Raw genomic sequence first — 18580 nt, forward strand, 5'->3', positions numbered from 1 at the left:
CAACAGAAAAAACGAAAAAAAATGAATAAATGATAGACACACATGATAAATGAATGTCGAATAAAAAATATAAAAGAAATATATTAAATCACTTAATTTATGACTTCAAAAAGAATAAGAGAAGTATTTTCCTTAAATAACTTTTTTATTTTACTAATTTTTACCTATAATTATTTATTATTGTCCACTAATTACTACTTCTACTGTCTTATCTTCTTGCTTCAATGCAGCCAATATTTCATTTAGCCTTCAAAACAATTTCAATAATTTTTTAATTTCTTTAACTAAAAAGTTAACACTTTCCATATTAGCAGCTTTGACATCAACATTTTTAACAGCATTTCCTATAAAATCACTACCACTAGCACCAGAAACCGCAGTTTTTTTCCTTCTTGCAATCTTATCGATAGTTGTGATAAAAGCAGCAACCTTTTATTTTATCTTTTCATAATTCCCATTCTTCTCTAAAATCTCATTCAATTTTGCTTTCGTTGTTTCCATAGTACCAGCAGCAATATCACTAAAATACTCCTATCCCTCTTCCTTCTCCCAAAGCAAGAACAAAAATGAAATAAAAATGAAATGTACCTATCAAACAAACACACGATAAATATTTAACAAGACGCCAACACTATAACAACATTAAATCCTAATTCATCCCCAATTGCATTACCAAAAATGCCAAAACCTCATAAATACCTTCTACTATCCTAACCAATTACTCTAAAAAATTATTCCTCTTCTTTACTGCTAAAAGTACCCACTTCCACAAAATATCAATAATAATCAATTCATAATTATTATCTCTATTCTTTCTTTTCTTCATTGCTTCTTGCCTCCTGATTTTTCTCTTCTAAAAGTAACAAAACAGTTAATAAACTTTTAATAAGAGAAAAACAAAAGCTAGTAAAACTAATATCCTAGATTTTTTCTTTTAATCATAATTAGAAAAAGGTTAGCTAAACAAGGTTTTCAATGGTTACTGAACTATATTTACACCATATTTATGGTACTAAAACAAAATACAAAAAAAGAAAAACTACTCACTCCCATAAATAGAGAGTAGTGCAATGTTTTCCTTTATTAACTTTATTTTTTAGTTTAAGGATTTATTTAGTAGCAGTAGTTTGAGTAATACCAACTTCTGAAGTATTAGTTCCAACAGCATCAAAATATTTTATTCCCTTAACAGCTTCTCTCACTTTCTCTAGATTATCCGTAAATTTATATAAAACCAAAGGCCCCCTTAATAAGAAAGCCTTTTTTATTTCTATGACTTTATTACTGTGTATTAATTAATTTACTGATCTTATTCAAGATTATTTTTTATCAGAACTAGATACAGTCTACTACATCTTTTTTTTGCCGGGGTCCTTTAATTCTATCCCCTTCTTATCATTAACAACCCGAGGCTATCACAATTTCAACCACATCCTTAGGCGTTTTCAATACCATTTGTACTATCATCAGAAGGATTCTCTTTAGATTTAGCTACAGTCTTTAATATATCAACACCACTTATTGCTCTCCTACTGACGCACTTGCCTTAACCCCCTCTTGCCTATTGAGCGCTATCAGCATCTTGATTTCCAAACAATTTACCAATATCCTTTCTCTCATCTTGAATTTTGTAGCATCAGCATTACCTTCACTTTCTTTCAACACTACCCCAATAATAAATTTAATCCCTTTAACCAAAGAAATAACTGAAGATTTATCAGCCAACAACCGCAAATTGACTCTTAACAGCAGCATTCCTATAGCATCATCACCACTAACACCAAAACGCCAAAAAGGAAAACAACTATCCTTAATAAAGAAAAAAGTGTTCTCCTTAATTGCCTTTGATATTCAGTTTATTATTTATTTATTAATATCAGGAGTAATTTCAGTAGTTACAGAAGTACCTTCAGGATTAATTTTTATTGATCCTTTAACTGTCTTAAGTCCTGTATCAATTGTTTTTCTTATTGCTATTGTTAATGTATCTAACGCTTTAGTTACCGCACTTATTGCTGCACCCTCTACCGCTTTTTTTGCATCAACATTAGCATTGTCACTAGCATGAGCGAATTTACCATTCTTTGCCATCGCTCTTAACGCTATACCTCCTGCGATAGTCGCATCCTTAGCATTAGCAGCATCAGCTACAGCATTATTAGCAGTATTATTAACAGCTAACTTAGCAGCAGCTCCACCTTCTTTTACCATAGCTTGTAATATATCAGCTCCAATTACTGCTCCAACTGCTTTTGCCGCATCAGCTGCTACCTTTTTTGCATCATTAGCATTAGCACCTGCACTATCATTAGCAAACAATTTTCCTGCTCCACTATCAGCAGAAGTTCTTGCAGTACTGCCATCTTCAGCTTTTTTATCATCCCCAGCATCAGCCCTCCCTACACCTTTAAGCACCACATCTACAATATTTCTAATTCCCTTCACTAAGTTTACAACATCTCCACCAGCACCTGCAGCTGCACCAGCACCACCAGCAGCAACATTACCAATTAGATCACTAGCATCACCAATAGCCTCACTAGCAGTCTTAGCTCCACCTATTATCTTATCAAGTGTCTCAGTAATAAATTTAGTTACTACACTCTCTACTCCCGCAGCATGCGGATTCCCTTCTTTCTTCATATCATCCACAATTTTCTCAAGCTTATCCTTTACCCCTTGCACAGTATCCTGAACCACATTTTAAATCTCAAATTACAATAAAAATATAATCCTAATCTAAAACTTAAAACTCAATCACATTACATCTAATCACTATACATCCATAGCCTAAATAACAGCAGAAGCTAAGAGCACTAAGCTCCTAGCTTTCTTTCTATTGACTTTATTTTTTCCAGTTACTTACCTTACTAATTAAAAAACTAATCTTATCATCATTACCTAAATCTATTAACTTCCACTAACAGCAAGTTTAACAGGTTTTGCTGTAAGCTTACTGATTGCAGTATTTAATTCACCTTTAGCAGCAGTTGCCAAATTAGTAATCGCAGTGTTTAGTGCTATAAGCTCATTAGCTCCTTTATCCTTAGTAGCATCTGTTACAAGTATGGCACTCTTTGCATGTGCATCAGTAACACCCTCCTTACAAAGGTCGCTTTCACCCTTCAATTTATCCAAAAATGTTCCACTTGATGCCTTAGCAGCACTAACTTTCTCCTTTAGCCCAGCAAATTTGCTAGCCACTGTTTCCAATTTTGTCAATTTGCTCTTCACATCTGATATTAATTGATATACCCCTGTCACTAATGCTCCATTATGATTAGTCTCATCCTCAAGACTACCATCATCCTTAATCTTCTTACCAATAGCTTTAGCCAGCTCATCTACTGACTTAACTAAAGTCTCTACTTCTTTAACACTTGTTGCAAAATCAATAGCCTCTTTTATTTCTGTACTTACTTTTGCTAAATCAATCACTGTCCCATCTGACCTTGTTGCTTGACTTCCATCTTTTCCTCCTCCATTATTACATCCCATAACTCCCAAAATCATAATAATAAGCAAACTTCTCTTGATAACCTTCTTCATCTCCCCAATACCCCCTCTCTTATAATAATTAACATTTATTGCTCTAATTCCTCTCATCTTCTTTTTCCCTCCTTAATCAACTCTTTAATTCCCCCCAATCTTTAAATCCTCAATAATTTAAAGCTCCCTTCGCTTCCCCTTCCACTCCCAAATAAAACCTAATCACTTCTAAAAAAAGTTCATCCCTTCTAAAAAAAGTTACTCGTCTTATTTTTACTTCCTTCTCTTCCCTTTAAACTTCCCTTCTCTTATTTTTACTTCCCTTCTCTCATTTAAAGAGTCTCTTCTTCTCTGCCTAAAAATTTACTTCAACAGAAAAAACGAAATAAAAATAAATGGAACGCACACATGATAAATGAATGCTTAATAAAAAAACATCTCCCCTGTATGCCTTATAAAAAACAAGAGAAATGTTTGCTCTAAATAACTTTTTTTTCTTGACTGATTTTTATCGGTAATTATTTATTGTTGTCCATTCGCTGCAGATTCTTCTGCCTTATCTTCCTGTTTAATTGTAGCTAGTATTTCATTGATATTTTTTAATCCACTATCAACTGTATTTCTTATTGCTATTATTAGAGTACTTAGTGTCTTATTCACTGCGCTTGCTGCTACTCCATTTACTGCATCAGCATCTTTGGTAGTACTATTAGTCGCAAATTTACCATCCTTCGCCATTGCTCTCAATGCTATCCCCGCTGCAATAACTGCATCTTTTTTCGCTGAATCTTTAATCTCTCTTTCTTATCATTAACAGCCTTGGCAATAGCAATCTCTGCGGCATCTTTGGCTGCATTAATACCCTCAGCCGCATCTTCAACAGGATTGTCCTTAGATGTAGTTATAGCTTGCAAAATATCAGCTCCTGTCACTACACCAATGCTTGCCGCTGCTTTTGCAATATTTTCTTCTTTAGCATCCTCTTTTTTTTGATCAAACAACTTACCAATATCCTTTTTATCATCTTCCCCTGTTTTAGTAGCTCCTGCATCACCCTCACCATCTTTTAAAACCACCCCAACAATAGCTTTAATCCCTTTTACCAGTGAAACAACTGAATCCTTATTAGCAGGAGTAGCTCCATGTCCAGATGAAGTAGCATTTCCTATAGAATCACCTGTAGCCCCTTTTGTTGCTTCTGTGGCTCCTGATGCTATTTTATCTAATGTCTCTATAATAAACTCATCAACAACTTCCCTAAATTCGCAATAGAACTCAAAAACTCATTCTCCTTCTCTAAATTCGCTAATCCATTATTACATCCCATAATTCCCAAAATCATAATAATAATCAAACTTCTCTTGATTACCCTATTCATCTTCCCTATGCCTCCTCTAATGTCATTATTATCTCTAATGTCTTCGTTATATCTAATCCCACTAATATCCTTTTTCCCTCCTTAATCTAAAAAATTCCCCCCACCTATCTTTAAATTTCCCTATTATTTAAAGACCCCATAGCTCTAAATTAAATCTCACAAATAAAACAACCTAAATCAAATCTTCTAAATAAATCTAATAAATTAGCTCACAATAAACCTCATAAATTAGATCTAAATAAAAATAAAAGAAAAAATACCAAATCACCTAATTTAACAAGAAAAAATCTCCCTATATTCCAACAATAAGTTACAATAAATGCAGCACTGCTAGCTATAGTGAAACAAAAAGGTAAGTTAGTAGAAGCCTCGGCTAATAAAGAACAACGAATAATTATCGATAAAAAATTAATAAAATGGATAAAATTATTTTTATTTAAAGGAAATATTTCTCTTGTTCTGTATAAGGAAAACCACTATCAACAGCATTTCTTACTGAAATTATTAGAATACTTAATGTCTTAGCAAGAACACTTACTACTGCTCCATTTGCCGCATGCTCAGATTTAGAATCATCATAATGTCAGTACATTAATGAACAAAAATTTATCTTCCCTAACAAAAACAAAAGCTAAGAGGATAATCCTCTTAGCTACCTATCTATTAATTGACTTCACATTTATAGTTACTTACTAATTAAAAATTAAAATTTTTTATTTATACCTCAATTAACAAATTAAGCAGAAGCTACCTTAGCAGGAGGAGGAGTAAGTTCTATAATTGCAGATTCCACTTCTTTATCAGCAAGCTTTAATAATTCATCCATTGCTGTATTGAACTCAACAAGTTCTTTAGCTCCTTTATCTTTAGAAGCATCATTTACATCCAAGGCTTTTTTTGCATGCTCATCAGTTACATCTTTTTTACAAAGATCAGAATCTCCCTTCACTTTATCTAAAAATGCTTTACCTTTTGCGACCACATCATCAAAATCAAACTTTGCCTTCAATTCAGTAGAAATTCCATCTTTTTGTCTCAATGTTTCCACTTTAATATTTACATCTGATATTAAACCATATGCTCCTGCAACTATTTGTCCATTATTATTACCACCAGCATCAGCCGCAATAACACCAGTGTTTTGGGTCACTTTTTTCCCAATACCCTTAGCAAAATCACCTACTGACTTAACTAAAGCATGAACTTCTTTAACACTAGCAGCAAATTTACTAGCTTCTCTTATCTTTTTACTTAATTTTGCTAAATCCAAAACTATCCCATCACTCCTAGTAACAATGCCTTCTTTCTCCTTCCCATCTTGTGTCTTTCCCCCAGAGCCATTACCACCTCCTGATCCACCACTATTACATCCCATAATTCCCAAAATCATCATAATAATCAAACTTCTCTTGATAATCTCCTTCATCTTCCCTATTCCCCCTTTATCATAATTAGCTCTTACTTCTCTAATTCCTCTCATCTCTTTTCCTTCATTTTTCATTTAATCCCTTACTCTTTATCTTCCCTCACATCTTTCTCTCTTCTCTCTTAATCTTCAGATAGCATGTATACATCTCTTCTATATCTTCTTTAAATCCCTCCTAGCTCTCATATATACTCTATCCTCTCTTTTTTTTAAAAAAACCCTTTATTCTCTTCCTATCCCTTTACTTCAAGATTTAAATTCAAAATAAATGAAAACATAAAAACCGCACCGCAAACAAAAAAGGAGAGCTAAAAACAAGCTCTCTTAAGCAAATATTTTTCTTAATTAATTCAAGTCATATTATAAATATTACCAATTTCGCTTATTCACTAACTTTAGCAACAGAATTCTCTCCTTGTTTAATCTCCCCTAATATCTCATTAATTCCTTTTACCCTTCATCTACTGTATTTCTTATTGCTACTGTTAATGCACTTAATGTCTTATTTACTGCACTTGCTACTGCTCCGTTAATGGCAAAAGCTGATTTATCTTCATTATTTTTAGCAATAAATTTACCATTCTTTGCCATTGCTCTTAATGCTATTCCTGCTGCTATTACTGCATCTTTCTTTGCTCCATCAACCGTAATCTCTTTACTTTCTTCTTTCTTAGCAGCCGCAATATCTGCAAGCGTTTTTTGCAATCTCAACAGTAGGCTCACCTTTAACCTCTTCAGATTTAGATATAGCTTGCAATACATCAGCTCCACTTACTGCTCCAATAGATGCACTTGCGGCTGCTGCTTGTACTTCTGTTCCATCAGTATCAACCTTGCTACTAAACAATTTACCAACTGATTTTTTTTCAGTTTCTGCCGTCTTACTATTCTCTGCATTTCCCTCTCCAGATTTTAATACCACCTCAACAATAGTTTTAATTCCCTTAACAACAGCATTAACACTTGTTATATCTGCAGCCTCTGCAGACTCATTTTTAACAGCATTCCCTATTGCACCAGTACCATTGGCACCACTAGCCACTGCTTTCGCGCCTTCTTCAATCTTACTTATCTTCCCAACAAATTCTTCTACCTTCTCTTTTACCTTAGAATAACTTCCATGTTCTTCTAAAATCTTCCCTAATTTTACTTTTACTGTTTTCATAGTATTCTCAATCTTAGTAAAATAAGTCCCAATCTCACTTTTCTTTGTTTCTGCCTTTATTCCCAATGTTTCTGTAATCATATCCCCAAAAGTCACAAAAACATCCAAAAAGCCCTTCCCTAAATTAGCTATAGAACTCAAAAACTCATTCTCCTTCTCTAAATTCGCTAATCCATTATTACATCCCATAATTCCCAAAATCATAATAATAAACAAACTTCTCTTGATTACCCCTCTCATCTTCCCAATACCCCCTCTCTTATAATAATTATCTCTAATTCCTCTAATTCCCCTCATCTTTTTCCCTCCTTATCTAACTCTTTAAATCCCCCCAAGCTTTAAATCCTCAATAATTTAAAGCTCCCTTTTCTTCCCCTTCCACTCCCAAATAAAACGAAAGAAAAATAAATGGAACGCACACATGACAAATGAATGATTAATAAAAAAACATCTCCCCTGTATGCCTTATAAAAAACAAGAAAAATGTTTACTTTAAATAACTTTTTTTTTCTTGACTGATTTTTATCGGTAATTATTTATTGTTGTCCATTAGCTGCTGCTTCTACTGCCTTATCTTCTGCACATATCAAATGCACACACGATGAATGAATACTTAACAAAAAATATATTAAATCACTTAATTTTAAAAAAAGAAAACATCTTCCCTATCCTTCTTTAAAGAAGAACAAGAGAAGTGTTTCCTTGAAATTACTTTTTAGTTTATTACTTTTATCGGAAATTATCTATTTATTGTCCACTAACTTTAGATTCTGCTGCTTTATCTTCCTGTTTAATTGTAGATAGTATTTCATTTATACTTTTTAATCCACTATCAACTGTATTTCTTATTGCTATTATTAAAGTACTAAGCGTTTTACCTACTGCACTTGCAGCTGCCCCATTTACTGCATGAGCGGATTTCTCTTCATTTTGCTTAGCAGTAAATTTACCGTCTTTAGCAATTGCTCGCAATGCTATCCCTGCTGCTATTATTGCATCTTTTTTTGCTGATTCTTCTGAAATTTCTTTTTTATCATCTTTAGCTGGAGCAACTGCAATCTCTGCTGCATCTTTGGCTTTTACAATTCCATCAGTAGAATTAACAACAGGATTCTCTTTAGATTTAGCTATTGCTTGCAAGATGTCAGCACCACTTACTGATCCGATTGACGCATTTGCTGCTGCCGCTTCAGCCTCTTGAGCTCTATCAGCATCTTTTTTTGCAAAAAGTTTACCAATTGACTTTTTCTCTGTATCTCCAGTCTTAGTAGCATCTGGATTACCTTTACCCTTTAAAACCACTTCAACTATCTCTTTAATTCCTTTAACAAGCAAGTTTACACTTGCAGTATCTGCTGGTACAGCATCCTCATTTTGTTTAGCATTTCCTATAGCAGTATCAGTTGTAGCCCCTTTTGCTGCTTCTTTTGCTCCTGATGCAATTTTATCTAATGTGCCTGTAATAAACTCATCAACAACTGTTTTGACTTTTTCATAGTTCCCATTCTTTGATACTTCATTTTGCAATTTCTGTTTAACAGATTCCATTGTTGTTGAAATATCAGTAAAATACTTCCCTATATCGCTTTTCTTAGTATCTGCCTTAATCCCAAATGCTCCTGCTACCATATCCCCAAAAGTCACAAAAATATCTAAAAACCCTTTCCCTAAATTAGCAATAGAACTTAAAAACTCATTCTCCTGTTCTAACTTCGCTAATCCATTATTACATCCCATCATCCCCATAATCATCATAATAATCAAACTTCTCTTGATAACCTTATTCATCTTCCCTATTCCCCCTCTCTTATCTTCTCCCATACTCCTTCTCCCGTATATCTTCCTTTTACTCTTTTTTATATCTCTTTGATTTCTCTCATTTTTGGTTAATTCATATTCATTTGTTCAATTTTATTCATTTTGTTTTGTTATCTTTCTAATCTTGTAAAGAGAGATAAGGAGGAAAGGAAAAAATTCAATTTCTTATTATTTTATTCCTAATTTAATCAAATAAAAATAGAAGGCAACCTAGATTCATCTCTAAACTTGCCTTCTAAAACCTCCAAGATTATTTGTAACTTACATAAAATTAAAACTTAAATAAAGTATAACCAAATTTTTTTTAAATATATAAATTTATAACAAATAAAATCCGTACTTATAAATAGTATTCGTAAAAAACTACTTCTATAGTGCAGAACCTCATTTTAAACAAAAAAACATCTTCTTTGTTACCTCATAGATAACAAAAGAAACGTCTTATTTAAATGATTTTATTTCAATAAATATTTATAACTATACAAATCTATACAACTTTATAGAATAAACCGAATATTTTTAATTAGAAATTATACACTCAAAATACAACTCACAAAAACAACACCTCTCTCGATTACAGAGAGAAGTGTTCACATTACATAATTTCTTAATCACTCTTTATTTAGTAATAACAGATTGCATAATATCAGATTGACTAGCCTCAGTTACATCAATCTCAGAGTATTTGATTCCCTTAATTGCTTCTCTTACTTTCTCTAAATTATTACTTACTGTTTTCCTTATTATTACATCAAGTATTCCTAGTACTTTATTTACTGCATTTGAAGCTGCTGCTTTAACTGCATCAGATTCCTCATTAGCATTATTGGCACTAAATTTACCAGTCTTAGTCATAGCCTTTAAAGCAACTGCAGCGGCTAAATCTGCATTAGTGACAGCACCATTTTGATTAGCAGCAGAAGGTAATTTAGTAGCTAGTGCGCCAGAAGCATTATTATCATTAGCAACAGTACTAGCATCAGATGGGATCTTAGCATTTTTTATCTTATCAATCATTGCCCATGGATCAGCTTTTGACACTTCAGAAACTAACTTAGCCGCAGCTCCCTGATCAGCCTGAGCATTATTTTTACCAACAAGTGCTGCACCGGCAGTAGCACCACCCCCAGTAACTTTAGCACCAGCATTTCCAGCATTAATTTTTATTCCTGACTTCTCTGCTAAATCAATAATTGTCTTTACACTTTCAATTACTGTATTAACATCTTTCTCATCCGCACCCACTGCAGCACCAGCAGTATTAACATCTCCAAGTGGAACACTAACATTAGTTACAACAGCTAATTTAGTTAAGGAAGCCACCAATTGTTCAAAAAAATCATTTGTTCCTTTAATTACATCTTCCATAACTTTAATTGTACTCCCATCAGCATTCTTAGCTTCAGATATTTTACTTGATAATTCATTTAATTTATTCTTAGTCGTTATAAGTTCATTTTCAATCTTCTTAAAGTGCTCTCCTACTTTACTTCTCTGATCATCATATTTAACAACATTAAATCCAAATACATTCCCAATAACATTCCCAAAAACGCCAAAAATCTCCTGAAACCCCTGTCCAATCTTAACTAAAGAATCTAAAAAACTATTCCTCTTCTCTAATCCCTCTTTCTCCGATACTAACCCACTATTACATCCCATAATTCCCATCATCATCATTAACACAATACTTCCCTTAATAAACTCTCTTATCCTTCTTCCTTCTCCCTTTTCTCTTCCCTTTCCTCTTTGCTTTATCTCCTTTATTTTTTTTCATTTCTTTCTTGCCTCCTTATTTCTCTTCACAAGCTTAAAGCAAAAGCAAAAACGAAATAAAAATTCATAAATGATATATAAATTGAAATTCTCTTGTTAAATGAACAAATGATAAATGTTTAATAAGACATACTAAAATGAAAATAAGGAAAACAACTATCCTTCTTACAGAAAAAAGTGTTTTCCTTAAATAACTCTATAATTCAGTTTTACGATTTATTTAGTAGCAGGAATTTGAGTAGTACCAGCCTCTGGAACATTAATTCCAGTAGTCTCTGAGTATTGAATTCCCTTAACAGCATCTTTAATTTTACCAAGTTCAAGATTTACTGTTTTCCTAATTATTATATCCAATACTCCCAATACCTTATTTACAGCACTTGCGGCTGCTGCTTTTACTGCATCAACATCTTGAACAGCCGCACTAAATTTACCCTTTTCAATCATAGCCTTCAAAGCAACAGCAGCTGCTAAGTCTGCATTAGTAGCCGCCTTAGAACCATTAGCTTGATTAGGAATACCAGTAGCCAGTTCTCCAGCACCATAATTGGTAGCACCATCAAGTTGAACATCAGAAGTCTTAGCACTTTGAATCTTGTCAATCATTGCCCATGGATCTACTTTAGCAACTTCAGCAGCTAATTTAGGACCAGCACCCTGACCAGCAGCAGCACCACTATCACCAAGAACAGTGTTAGCCTTAACTACTCCAGCTAGTTTGCTTACAGAAGCAATTAATTTTGAAATAACTTCACTAACACCTTGAATAACAGCCTCAACACCCCTAGTATCAGCATTTGGAGCAGTAACTATTTTTTTCAACAATTCATCTAATTGATCCTTAGTTTCTTTCAATCCATTTCCTAGCTTCCCAAAATGTTCACCTACCTTGCTCCTATTATCGTCAGCTTTAACAACATTAAATCCTAATACATTTCCAAAACTACTAAAAATCTCATAAAACCCTTCTCCGACCTTTACCAATGTCTCTAAAAAACTATTCCTCTTCTCTAATCCCTCTTTCTCCGATACTAACCCACTATTACATCCCATCATTCCCATCATCATAATAATAAGCAAACTTCTCTTGATAATATTATTCATCTTCCCTATTCCCCCACGCAAATCTTCTCCCCTTCTTATTTCTCTAATTCCTCTCATCAGCAAATTTACCATCCAATTCAATGGAAGACCAATTTAAATAAGGCATGGTTTAACCTTGAAAATACTATTAATAAAATTAATACTGCGATAAGCAAACTGAAAAGTACAAAATGGTAAAAATAAAACAATAACTAAATCCACTCATTGTTTTATACACTCTATTGCTATATAGTTGTCCAATAAAGGAAGCATTTGCAAAAGATACAAAAGAAAAATCTGATGATCTAATTAACAAGGCACAATCTATCTTGGATAATAAAACCCAAGCTAAAACTGATAAAGTAGATAAAAAAACCTTTCAAAAAGCCCAAAAAAACGTAGTAGAAAAACTATAGCAAGAAAAACAACATCACCACAAGACAACAGCTCCACTTCTAAGGTTGATACTAATACTGCCAATGATTTATTAGGTGCAGAGTTTCTACGACCCAACTCATACTTCCAAAAAAGGAAAGAAGAAATCACCTATTCTTATTGCAAACGGTCACGATTCAACCCCCCTAGCGCAGTCAAGAAAAGAAAGAGAATATCAGACAGCAAAGTAAAAAATACAATTTCTACAATCAATTCAAGCAACGAAATATCTCTCTCTTAAACAAAAGCCCTTCACCCCTATAAATTATTTAAGGAAAACACATCTTTTTTATAAGAGTTGTTTTCCTTTTGTTTTTATCTACTTCTTTTCATTTTACTTAATTATTTATTTTTTATCCAATTATTTTCCTTCAGATGTGTTCTTATCAAAAGTTACAGGAGTATCATTTGCATTTATTTTAATTGCTTCTTTTACTGTTTTAAGTCCTACATCAACAGTATTTCTTATTGCTATTGTGAGTGTATCTAACACCTTAGTTACCGCACCTACTGATGCTCCCTCTATTGCTTTTTTTGCATCTGCATCAGCAGCATTAGGACCAGCAAATTTACCATCCTTAGCCATTGCCCTTAGTGCTATACCACCTGCTATAACCGCATCTTTTTTATTAGCCTCAGCACCTGCAACAGCATTATGCTTAGCTAGTCTAGAAGCATCACCTTCATTACCCTTGGAAATAGCTTGTAATATATCAGCTCCAGTTACTGCTCCAACAGCTTTAGCTGCATCAGCTGCTGCTTTTTTTGCATCTGCATCAGCAACATTAGCATACAACTTCCCTGCACCATCATTATTTCTCGCGCTAAGATTCTCAGCCTTTTTATCATCCCCCGCCTCAGCATTTCCTACATCTCTAAGTACAACATCTACAATTGACTTACTTCCTTTTATCAAGCTCTCAACACCAACCCCAACAGTACCACCCGAACCAGCAGCAGAAATGTTTCCAATTGGATTATTATCATCACCAATAGCCTCACTAGCAATCTTAGCCCCATCAATTATCTTATCAAGTGTCTCTGTAACTAATTTATTTACTACAGTCTCAGTAGACGCAAAATTAGGATTTCCCTCTTTTTTCATATCATCAACAATTTTATTAAGCCCATCCTTTACCCTTTGCACAGTATCCTGAACTTTCTTAAAATATTTCCCCACATCAGATTTCTTACTCTCCAAATTAAACCCTAACACACTCCCAACAATATCGCCAAAAGAAGTAAAAACACCAATAAAATCATTTCCCAAACTAACTAAAGACTGTAAAAACTCATTCTTCTTTTCTAGCTCCGCTACTCCATTATTACATCCCATAATTCCCAAAATCATAATAATAAACAAACTTCTCTTCATTACCTCTCTCATCTTCCCTATTCCCCTTGCATCGCTTCTCTCCTTCTTATTTCTCTAATTCCTCTCATCTCTTTTTCTTATTGCTTCGAAGAGTTTTTATTCATAACAAGTAAAGAATAAAAATCCAAGGAAAACAAATTCCCTCTCAATATAGAGCAACATGTTTCTCTTTAACAATTTTATTATTTTATTTGACGATTTATTATTATTTATTAGCAATAAGTTAAACAATTCCCAAATTCTATAGATTCTCCAACAGTATTAGAGTATTGTACTAATGTATATGAATACACCTTATATTTAACTTCTTATCCTTCTATTTCTAAGTTAATCAAATAAAAATAGAAGACAACCTAGAATCATTTATAAAATCTATAATCTATAAGATTTCTATAGGATTGCCTTCCACTCTCTTAGCTAAATACTCTAATATTTATCCTCTTAATTTCTTATCTTATTTCTTATCTTAATTTGGTTTATTTATTACTATCACTTGCTTCTGAAATTGCTACTTTAGGACTTCTTGCTTTATCTATCTCTCCTTTCGCTCTATCCACAATATTCTTCACTGTCTTCTTCACTATTTCCTCTACTGCTTTCAACAATTTATTCACTGCTGTTATTCCTGCTCCTTGCACTGCTATATTATCATTACCACCATTATTCGCAGCTAACTTCCCTCCTTTTACTATCCCTCTCATCGCTATCCCTCCACTTACTGCTCCTGCTTTTACTACATCTTTTGCTAACTTATCTCCTGATCCTCCCATTGCAAAACTCATTGCACTTGTATTTACAGTTACATCATTAGTTGTTCCTACTGCTACATCTCCTTCCCCCGATTTCACTATCGACGCTAACATTTCCTCCCCTCTCACTGATGTCACTATCAATACTGCTTTTTCTCCTACTGCTGCTCCTGCATTATTACTTGTTGTTAATACCTTAGCTCCTTCTTTCGCATCAACTCCTATTGAATCTTGCTTCAATGTCACATTACTCTCACTTGGTTCTTTAACTCCTACTCCCTTCGCTATTTCCACTATCCCTTTCAACCCCTTATACGCTTCCTTTAATTTATCTGTATCTGCTCCTTCTCCTTTGCTATTAGATGTTACACCTACATTATCATCATCTCCTATCTCTCCCAATAACTCTAAATGACCCCTCAACTCCCCTAACACCTTCTTAGCTCCCTCAGCCGCTCCTTCAATTAACTTATTTATAAACCATCTTTCTGAACTTTGCCTAACTATTTTGTTGCCTCTTCAAAATCCTTAACTAATTTATTAAAAGATCGTCCTACATTCTCCTTCTTTGTCTCTCTAGTTACACTCAATCCTAATGTATCTGTTATTAGCCCAAAAACGATACAAAAAAATACAATAATATTGAAGATAATACTATTACAATGACCATCGTAAATGGTAAGATAAAATATAATTTAAAATGACTGTCAATATTATAACTTACAATTTCTCCACAAGAAGGCAACAAATCAAACAACAATAAAGATAAAGCAAACATGGTTAACCAAATGTTACGAACAAAAAATTCAACACAAGTCTCAAAGAATCTATAATACTAAATTAAAAGTTAATACCTTTTTTAGTATCTCTAATTATCATCAAAGGCTCCTCTCTAATTATTTTTATAACATACTCTCCACAAGTTTGTGATAAAAAAAGTTAACTTTAGATAATAATAACTCAACACAAATAACTATATCTCTATAAAATATGACATACATAATATTCACCTAACATCATAAATACTCGTACTACAAAACATAAAAAAGCAAGTATATGAACAATAGTCAAAAATAAAACTAACCACCCCCTCTTCTTCGCTTCATCTATTTTAACATCAAGTTTGCTTACCCTAAAATCACAAGTTAGTATATTTTTTCATCAAAACTGATCAATTACATCTATCCTTGAATCAATCATAGTCTCAATCTTATCTACCTATTCAATCACATTAATTTTGCTCATACTTATTTTATCATCTCAATAGTTAAAATTACACATCACCCCATCTTAACAAAGATCAAACTTTTCTTAAAAAGAACTGATAATCTGCTCACCAAATATAAAACTATGACAATCTTTTTTGACCTCTCTTCAGACCTAATTAAATTATAAACTATTTATTTATAAACTATTTATTAATTTCTTCAACACTCATATTTAACTCCAAATAACCCTCTATACTTCTTCTAATTATAAGGAACGCAAAAATTGCATAAGAAAAATACCCAAATTACTAATCTTATGTAATTTTTATACAGACAACAACAATAAAAAACCTATAACACCAATCTTTCTTATTTTTATAAAGTTGATAAAACAAAAAATTATATAAAAAATCACCTTGACCAAAGTAGTCAAAAGTGAAAATTTTATATACAATAATATAAAATAACAATCCAAAGATTCTTCAAAAAAAAGAAAATCTCAACTTTGGATTTTAAATAACAACAAAGTATGAATATTTTAACAGAAGAAACAAAAAATTTCAAACCAAATGGCACAAAGAGCCAAATTCAATCGATGCTCAAAGGTCTTATTAACTTAAATCAATACAAAACATCATCTGAAATAATAAGTATCTCTGTATCTCAGGCCAGATTACAAGTAAGCAAAACATTCAAACGATACAAGAGAATGCTTAAGATCTATTGGGCAATAGATACTAAAAATCAAGACTATAAAAAATCAAGTGGTCTTGAAGAATATTCCGCAAGTGATATCTACAATATAGTAAGTAAACTATTAGAAAACGATGGTTATAAAAAGATATCTAAAAGAACTATTAGAAGAGACATAAAACTTCTAAATGAAACAGGATTGATTCAGTCCAAAATTAGAAGACTGGGAATGGGAAATGGTAGTATTGCTCACTATAGACAAAACATGGAACTTGCACCTATGCACAAAAAAATCATTTTCGAATATCTAAAAGAACTACTTAAAGAAAATCTAAAAGACAAGAAAATTATTGGGGATTTTGATAAAAATATAACACCCAATTGCACAAACCTTGAAAATATTGAAAATCAATTAMAATTAAATGAAAATGAACATAACAAAACAAACACAATTTCTCATGTTCCAAAGTTAATGTCACATGTCGAAATGTCCGATGTCGAAATGTCCGATGTAATTAATAAAGCTAAAATAAGCAATATAAAAAAAGAGAATTCTATGGAGAACTCAGAAATGCTTTTGAAAAAAGCTGATTTTTATAAAAAAAAGAAAAGAGATTGCAAAATAATGAGGAAAGATGTTCAGACAAGACTGCTATCTGACTACAAAATTAGCGAAAAGTATGTGAAGCAAATAAAAGAGATGAGCAACAACGATTCGACATACATAAATGCTCTGTTAAATTTGGAGCAAGCAATAACTGATTATGGAATTGAATACAGTCTTGAAGACATTTTAGAGCATTTTTTAAAGCAATTTGCAAATAGATACAAGCACAAAGTGTGGATGATGATGAAAAGAGAAGATGGGATAATAAACGACTATGAAGTCATTTGGGAAGGTAGATTTAGAGACTGGTATCCCAATAAGTACAAAAAGCGATGTGTTGAAAAATCGGTTTATGGTGAGAGTATATGCATTGGAAGAAAACTTTTAAAGAAAGAAAGCAAAAAAGCAACAAAAAATTTGCGCAATCATGAAACAGAAAAGAAAGAAAAACGTAGGCTAGAATTGCTGAGAAGAGAAACCTATTTGCAAAAGCTGTTTGAACAGGAAGCGAAGGAGAGAAAGGAGAGGCTTAGAAGAGCAGAAGAAGAGCAAGCCCATTTAAAGAATCGTTCAAAAGAAAGTATGTTAGCTACTTTGAAGAAAAATGTAGGCGATAACGCACAATCAAACGAAACAGACAGCCTCTTGAACAAAACGCCCCCAAACATTTTGTCTGAGTCATTGTCGAATGAGGATATTGAAGGTAAAAATGATTGTATAGAGAGTACAACAAAAAATGAAGTATCTCTTTGCGAAGTTGATGAAAGGGTAGGAATGTTTAGTGAAGTTAAAGAAAGACAGATGTGTGCACAAAACCGTTCTTTAGACGGTATGATTTCTGATACATTAGAGCGAGGTATAACAGACGATACTGGTGTGAATATAATAGGTGATGTATCAAATAACTCTGCACTAGACATTTCATGCAGATTATTGCCTAAGATGAATATTGAATTTGAAACTAATGATGCAGGATTTAAGACGACTAAGGGATTGTCTTTATCTAGTTTAGGTATTGTAGTTTCAGAAGAAGAAAGTAAAATTATAAAAGAAAAGGAGACGTGACATGAAATTTAATTTGCGATATTTAGCGAAAAGACTTATATATCAAGTGATATAGGCTTTGGAAAGCATATATGAGTGAAGAGGTGCAATCTAAGCGATTGGATGAAACAATAGTTAAATTTCCAATATTTATTCCTGAGAATTTTGATTATGTGTATGCATATCTTAAGGAGTGGGTTGCAAAGAAATATAGAGATAACCTTAATATAACAATTAAGCAGGTAGATGGGGGAATATTATTGTGAAACTAAGATAGGTTTCATATGACCTTTTCAGGAAAAGACAACAACAAGCTAAACTAGTTAAGGTCTCT

General features: G+C 32.8%; 12 protein-coding genes and 6 pseudogenes. 2 read left to right on the forward strand and 16 right to left on the reverse strand.

Features of this window, described 5'->3' with window-relative positions:
- Positions 1–261 precede the first annotated feature (261 nt).
- The 16 genes and pseudogenes from U881_RS13615 to U881_RS10190 form a co-directional block, all read right to left on the reverse strand.
- Positions 262–528, reverse strand: a pseudogene (locus U881_RS13615) (variable large family protein); the annotation flags it as partial.
- A gap of 581 nt (positions 529–1109) precedes the next feature.
- Positions 1110–1238, reverse strand: a complete 129-nt coding sequence (locus tag U881_RS13450; protein ID WP_268744138.1) for a hypothetical protein — start codon at positions 1236–1238, stop codon at positions 1110–1112.
- A 200-nt stretch (positions 1239–1438) separates the two neighbouring features.
- Positions 1439–1722 (reverse strand): annotated as a pseudogene (locus tag U881_RS0100190) (variable large family protein); the annotation flags it as partial.
- A 141-nt stretch (positions 1723–1863) separates the two neighbouring features.
- Positions 1864–2697, reverse strand: a pseudogene (locus U881_RS0100195) (variable large family protein); the annotation flags it as partial.
- 213 nt (positions 2698–2910) lie between these two features.
- On the reverse strand, positions 2911–3606 hold the full coding sequence (locus U881_RS0100200) for a Vsp/OspC family lipoprotein (protein WP_235048098.1): 696 nt from the start codon (positions 3604–3606) through the stop codon (positions 2911–2913).
- A 405-nt stretch (positions 3607–4011) separates the two neighbouring features.
- Positions 4012–4760, reverse strand: a pseudogene (locus U881_RS10180) (variable large family protein); the annotation flags it as partial.
- Entirely contained in the window at positions 4721–4867 is a 147-nt protein-coding gene (locus tag U881_RS12420; protein ID WP_160164745.1) for a hypothetical protein, read from the reverse strand. The gene U881_RS12420 and the pseudogene U881_RS10180, both read right to left, overlap by 40 nt.
- A 436-nt stretch (positions 4868–5303) precedes the next feature.
- Positions 5304–5429: pseudogene (locus tag U881_RS12425) on the reverse strand (hypothetical protein); the annotation flags it as partial.
- 174 nt (positions 5430–5603) lie between these two features.
- On the reverse strand, positions 5604–6368 hold the full coding sequence (locus U881_RS0100225; RefSeq protein ID WP_326942976.1) for a Vsp/OspC family lipoprotein: 765 nt from the start codon (positions 6366–6368) through the stop codon (positions 5604–5606).
- 307 nt (positions 6369–6675) lie between these two features.
- Positions 6676–7698: pseudogene (locus tag U881_RS10185) on the reverse strand (variable large family protein).
- A gap of 507 nt (positions 7699–8205) precedes the next feature.
- Positions 8206–9246 (reverse strand): variable large family protein, encoded by a 1041-nt coding sequence (locus tag U881_RS0100235; protein ID WP_024652889.1) that lies wholly within the window; start codon positions 9244–9246, stop codon positions 8206–8208.
- Positions 9247–9894: 648 nt separating this feature from the next.
- Positions 9895–10956: a variable large family protein gene (locus U881_RS0100240; protein WP_152520636.1), complete on the reverse strand. Its 1062-nt coding sequence runs from the start codon at positions 10954–10956 to the stop codon at positions 9895–9897.
- A gap of 312 nt (positions 10957–11268) precedes the next feature.
- Positions 11269–12156: a variable large family protein gene (locus U881_RS0100250; RefSeq protein ID WP_235048099.1), complete on the reverse strand. Its 888-nt coding sequence runs from the start codon at positions 12154–12156 to the stop codon at positions 11269–11271.
- A gap of 327 nt (positions 12157–12483) precedes the next feature.
- On the reverse strand, positions 12484–12648 hold the full coding sequence (locus tag U881_RS12430; RefSeq protein WP_160164746.1) for a hypothetical protein: 165 nt from the start codon (positions 12646–12648) through the stop codon (positions 12484–12486).
- Between the two features lie 283 nt (positions 12649–12931).
- The gene (locus U881_RS0100260; RefSeq protein ID WP_038362958.1) at positions 12932–13957 is read right to left on the reverse strand and encodes a variable large family protein; all 1026 of its coding nucleotides are present in this window, start codon (positions 13955–13957) and stop codon (positions 12932–12934) included.
- Between the two features lie 464 nt (positions 13958–14421).
- Positions 14422–15201: a variable large family protein gene (locus U881_RS10190; protein ID WP_160164749.1), complete on the reverse strand. Its 780-nt coding sequence runs from the start codon at positions 15199–15201 to the stop codon at positions 14422–14424.
- Positions 15202–16497: 1296 nt separating this feature from the next.
- On the opposite strand from U881_RS10190, the gene U881_RS11320 reads away from it, so the two are divergent.
- Together U881_RS11320 and U881_RS12435 are read left to right on the forward strand one after the other, a co-directional pair.
- The gene (locus U881_RS11320; RefSeq protein WP_160164747.1) at positions 16498–18267 is read left to right on the forward strand and encodes a plasmid maintenance protein; all 1770 of its coding nucleotides are present in this window, start codon (positions 16498–16500) and stop codon (positions 18265–18267) included.
- A 71-nt stretch (positions 18268–18338) separates the two neighbouring features.
- The gene (locus U881_RS12435; protein ID WP_160164748.1) at positions 18339–18512 is read left to right on the forward strand and encodes a hypothetical protein; all 174 of its coding nucleotides are present in this window, start codon (positions 18339–18341) and stop codon (positions 18510–18512) included.
- Positions 18513–18580 lie beyond the last annotated feature (68 nt).

The organism is Borrelia persica No12, assembly GCF_000500045.1.
In the GTDB taxonomy this organism is placed as follows: Bacteria; Spirochaetota; Spirochaetia; order Borreliales; family Borreliaceae; genus Borrelia; species Borrelia persica.

Excerpts from the sequence above, each read along its gene's own strand:
- U881_RS0100200 (WP_235048098.1), bottom strand. The coding sequence starts at position 3,606 with ATGAGAGGAATTAGAGCAATAAATGTTAATTATTATAAGAGAGGGGGT.
- U881_RS12420 (WP_160164745.1), bottom strand. The coding sequence starts at position 4,867 with ATGAATAGGGTAATCAAGAGAAGTTTGATTATTATTATGATTTTGGGA.
- U881_RS0100225 (WP_326942976.1), bottom strand. The coding sequence starts at position 6,368 with ATGAAAAATGAAGGAAAAGAGATGAGAGGAATTAGAGAAGTAAGAGCT.
- U881_RS0100235 (WP_024652889.1), bottom strand. The coding sequence starts at position 9,246 with ATGAATAAGGTTATCAAGAGAAGTTTGATTATTATGATGATTATGGGG.
- U881_RS0100240 (WP_152520636.1), bottom strand. The coding sequence starts at position 10,956 with ATGATGATGATGGGAATTATGGGATGTAATAGTGGGTTAGTATCGGAG.
- U881_RS0100250 (WP_235048099.1), bottom strand. The coding sequence starts at position 12,156 with ATGAATAATATTATCAAGAGAAGTTTGCTTATTATTATGATGATGGGA.
- U881_RS0100260 (WP_038362958.1), bottom strand. The coding sequence starts at position 13,957 with ATGAGAGAGGTAATGAAGAGAAGTTTGTTTATTATTATGATTTTGGGA.
- U881_RS12435 (WP_160164748.1), top strand. The coding sequence starts at position 18,339 with ATGAGTGAAGAGGTGCAATCTAAGCGATTGGATGAAACAATAGTTAAA.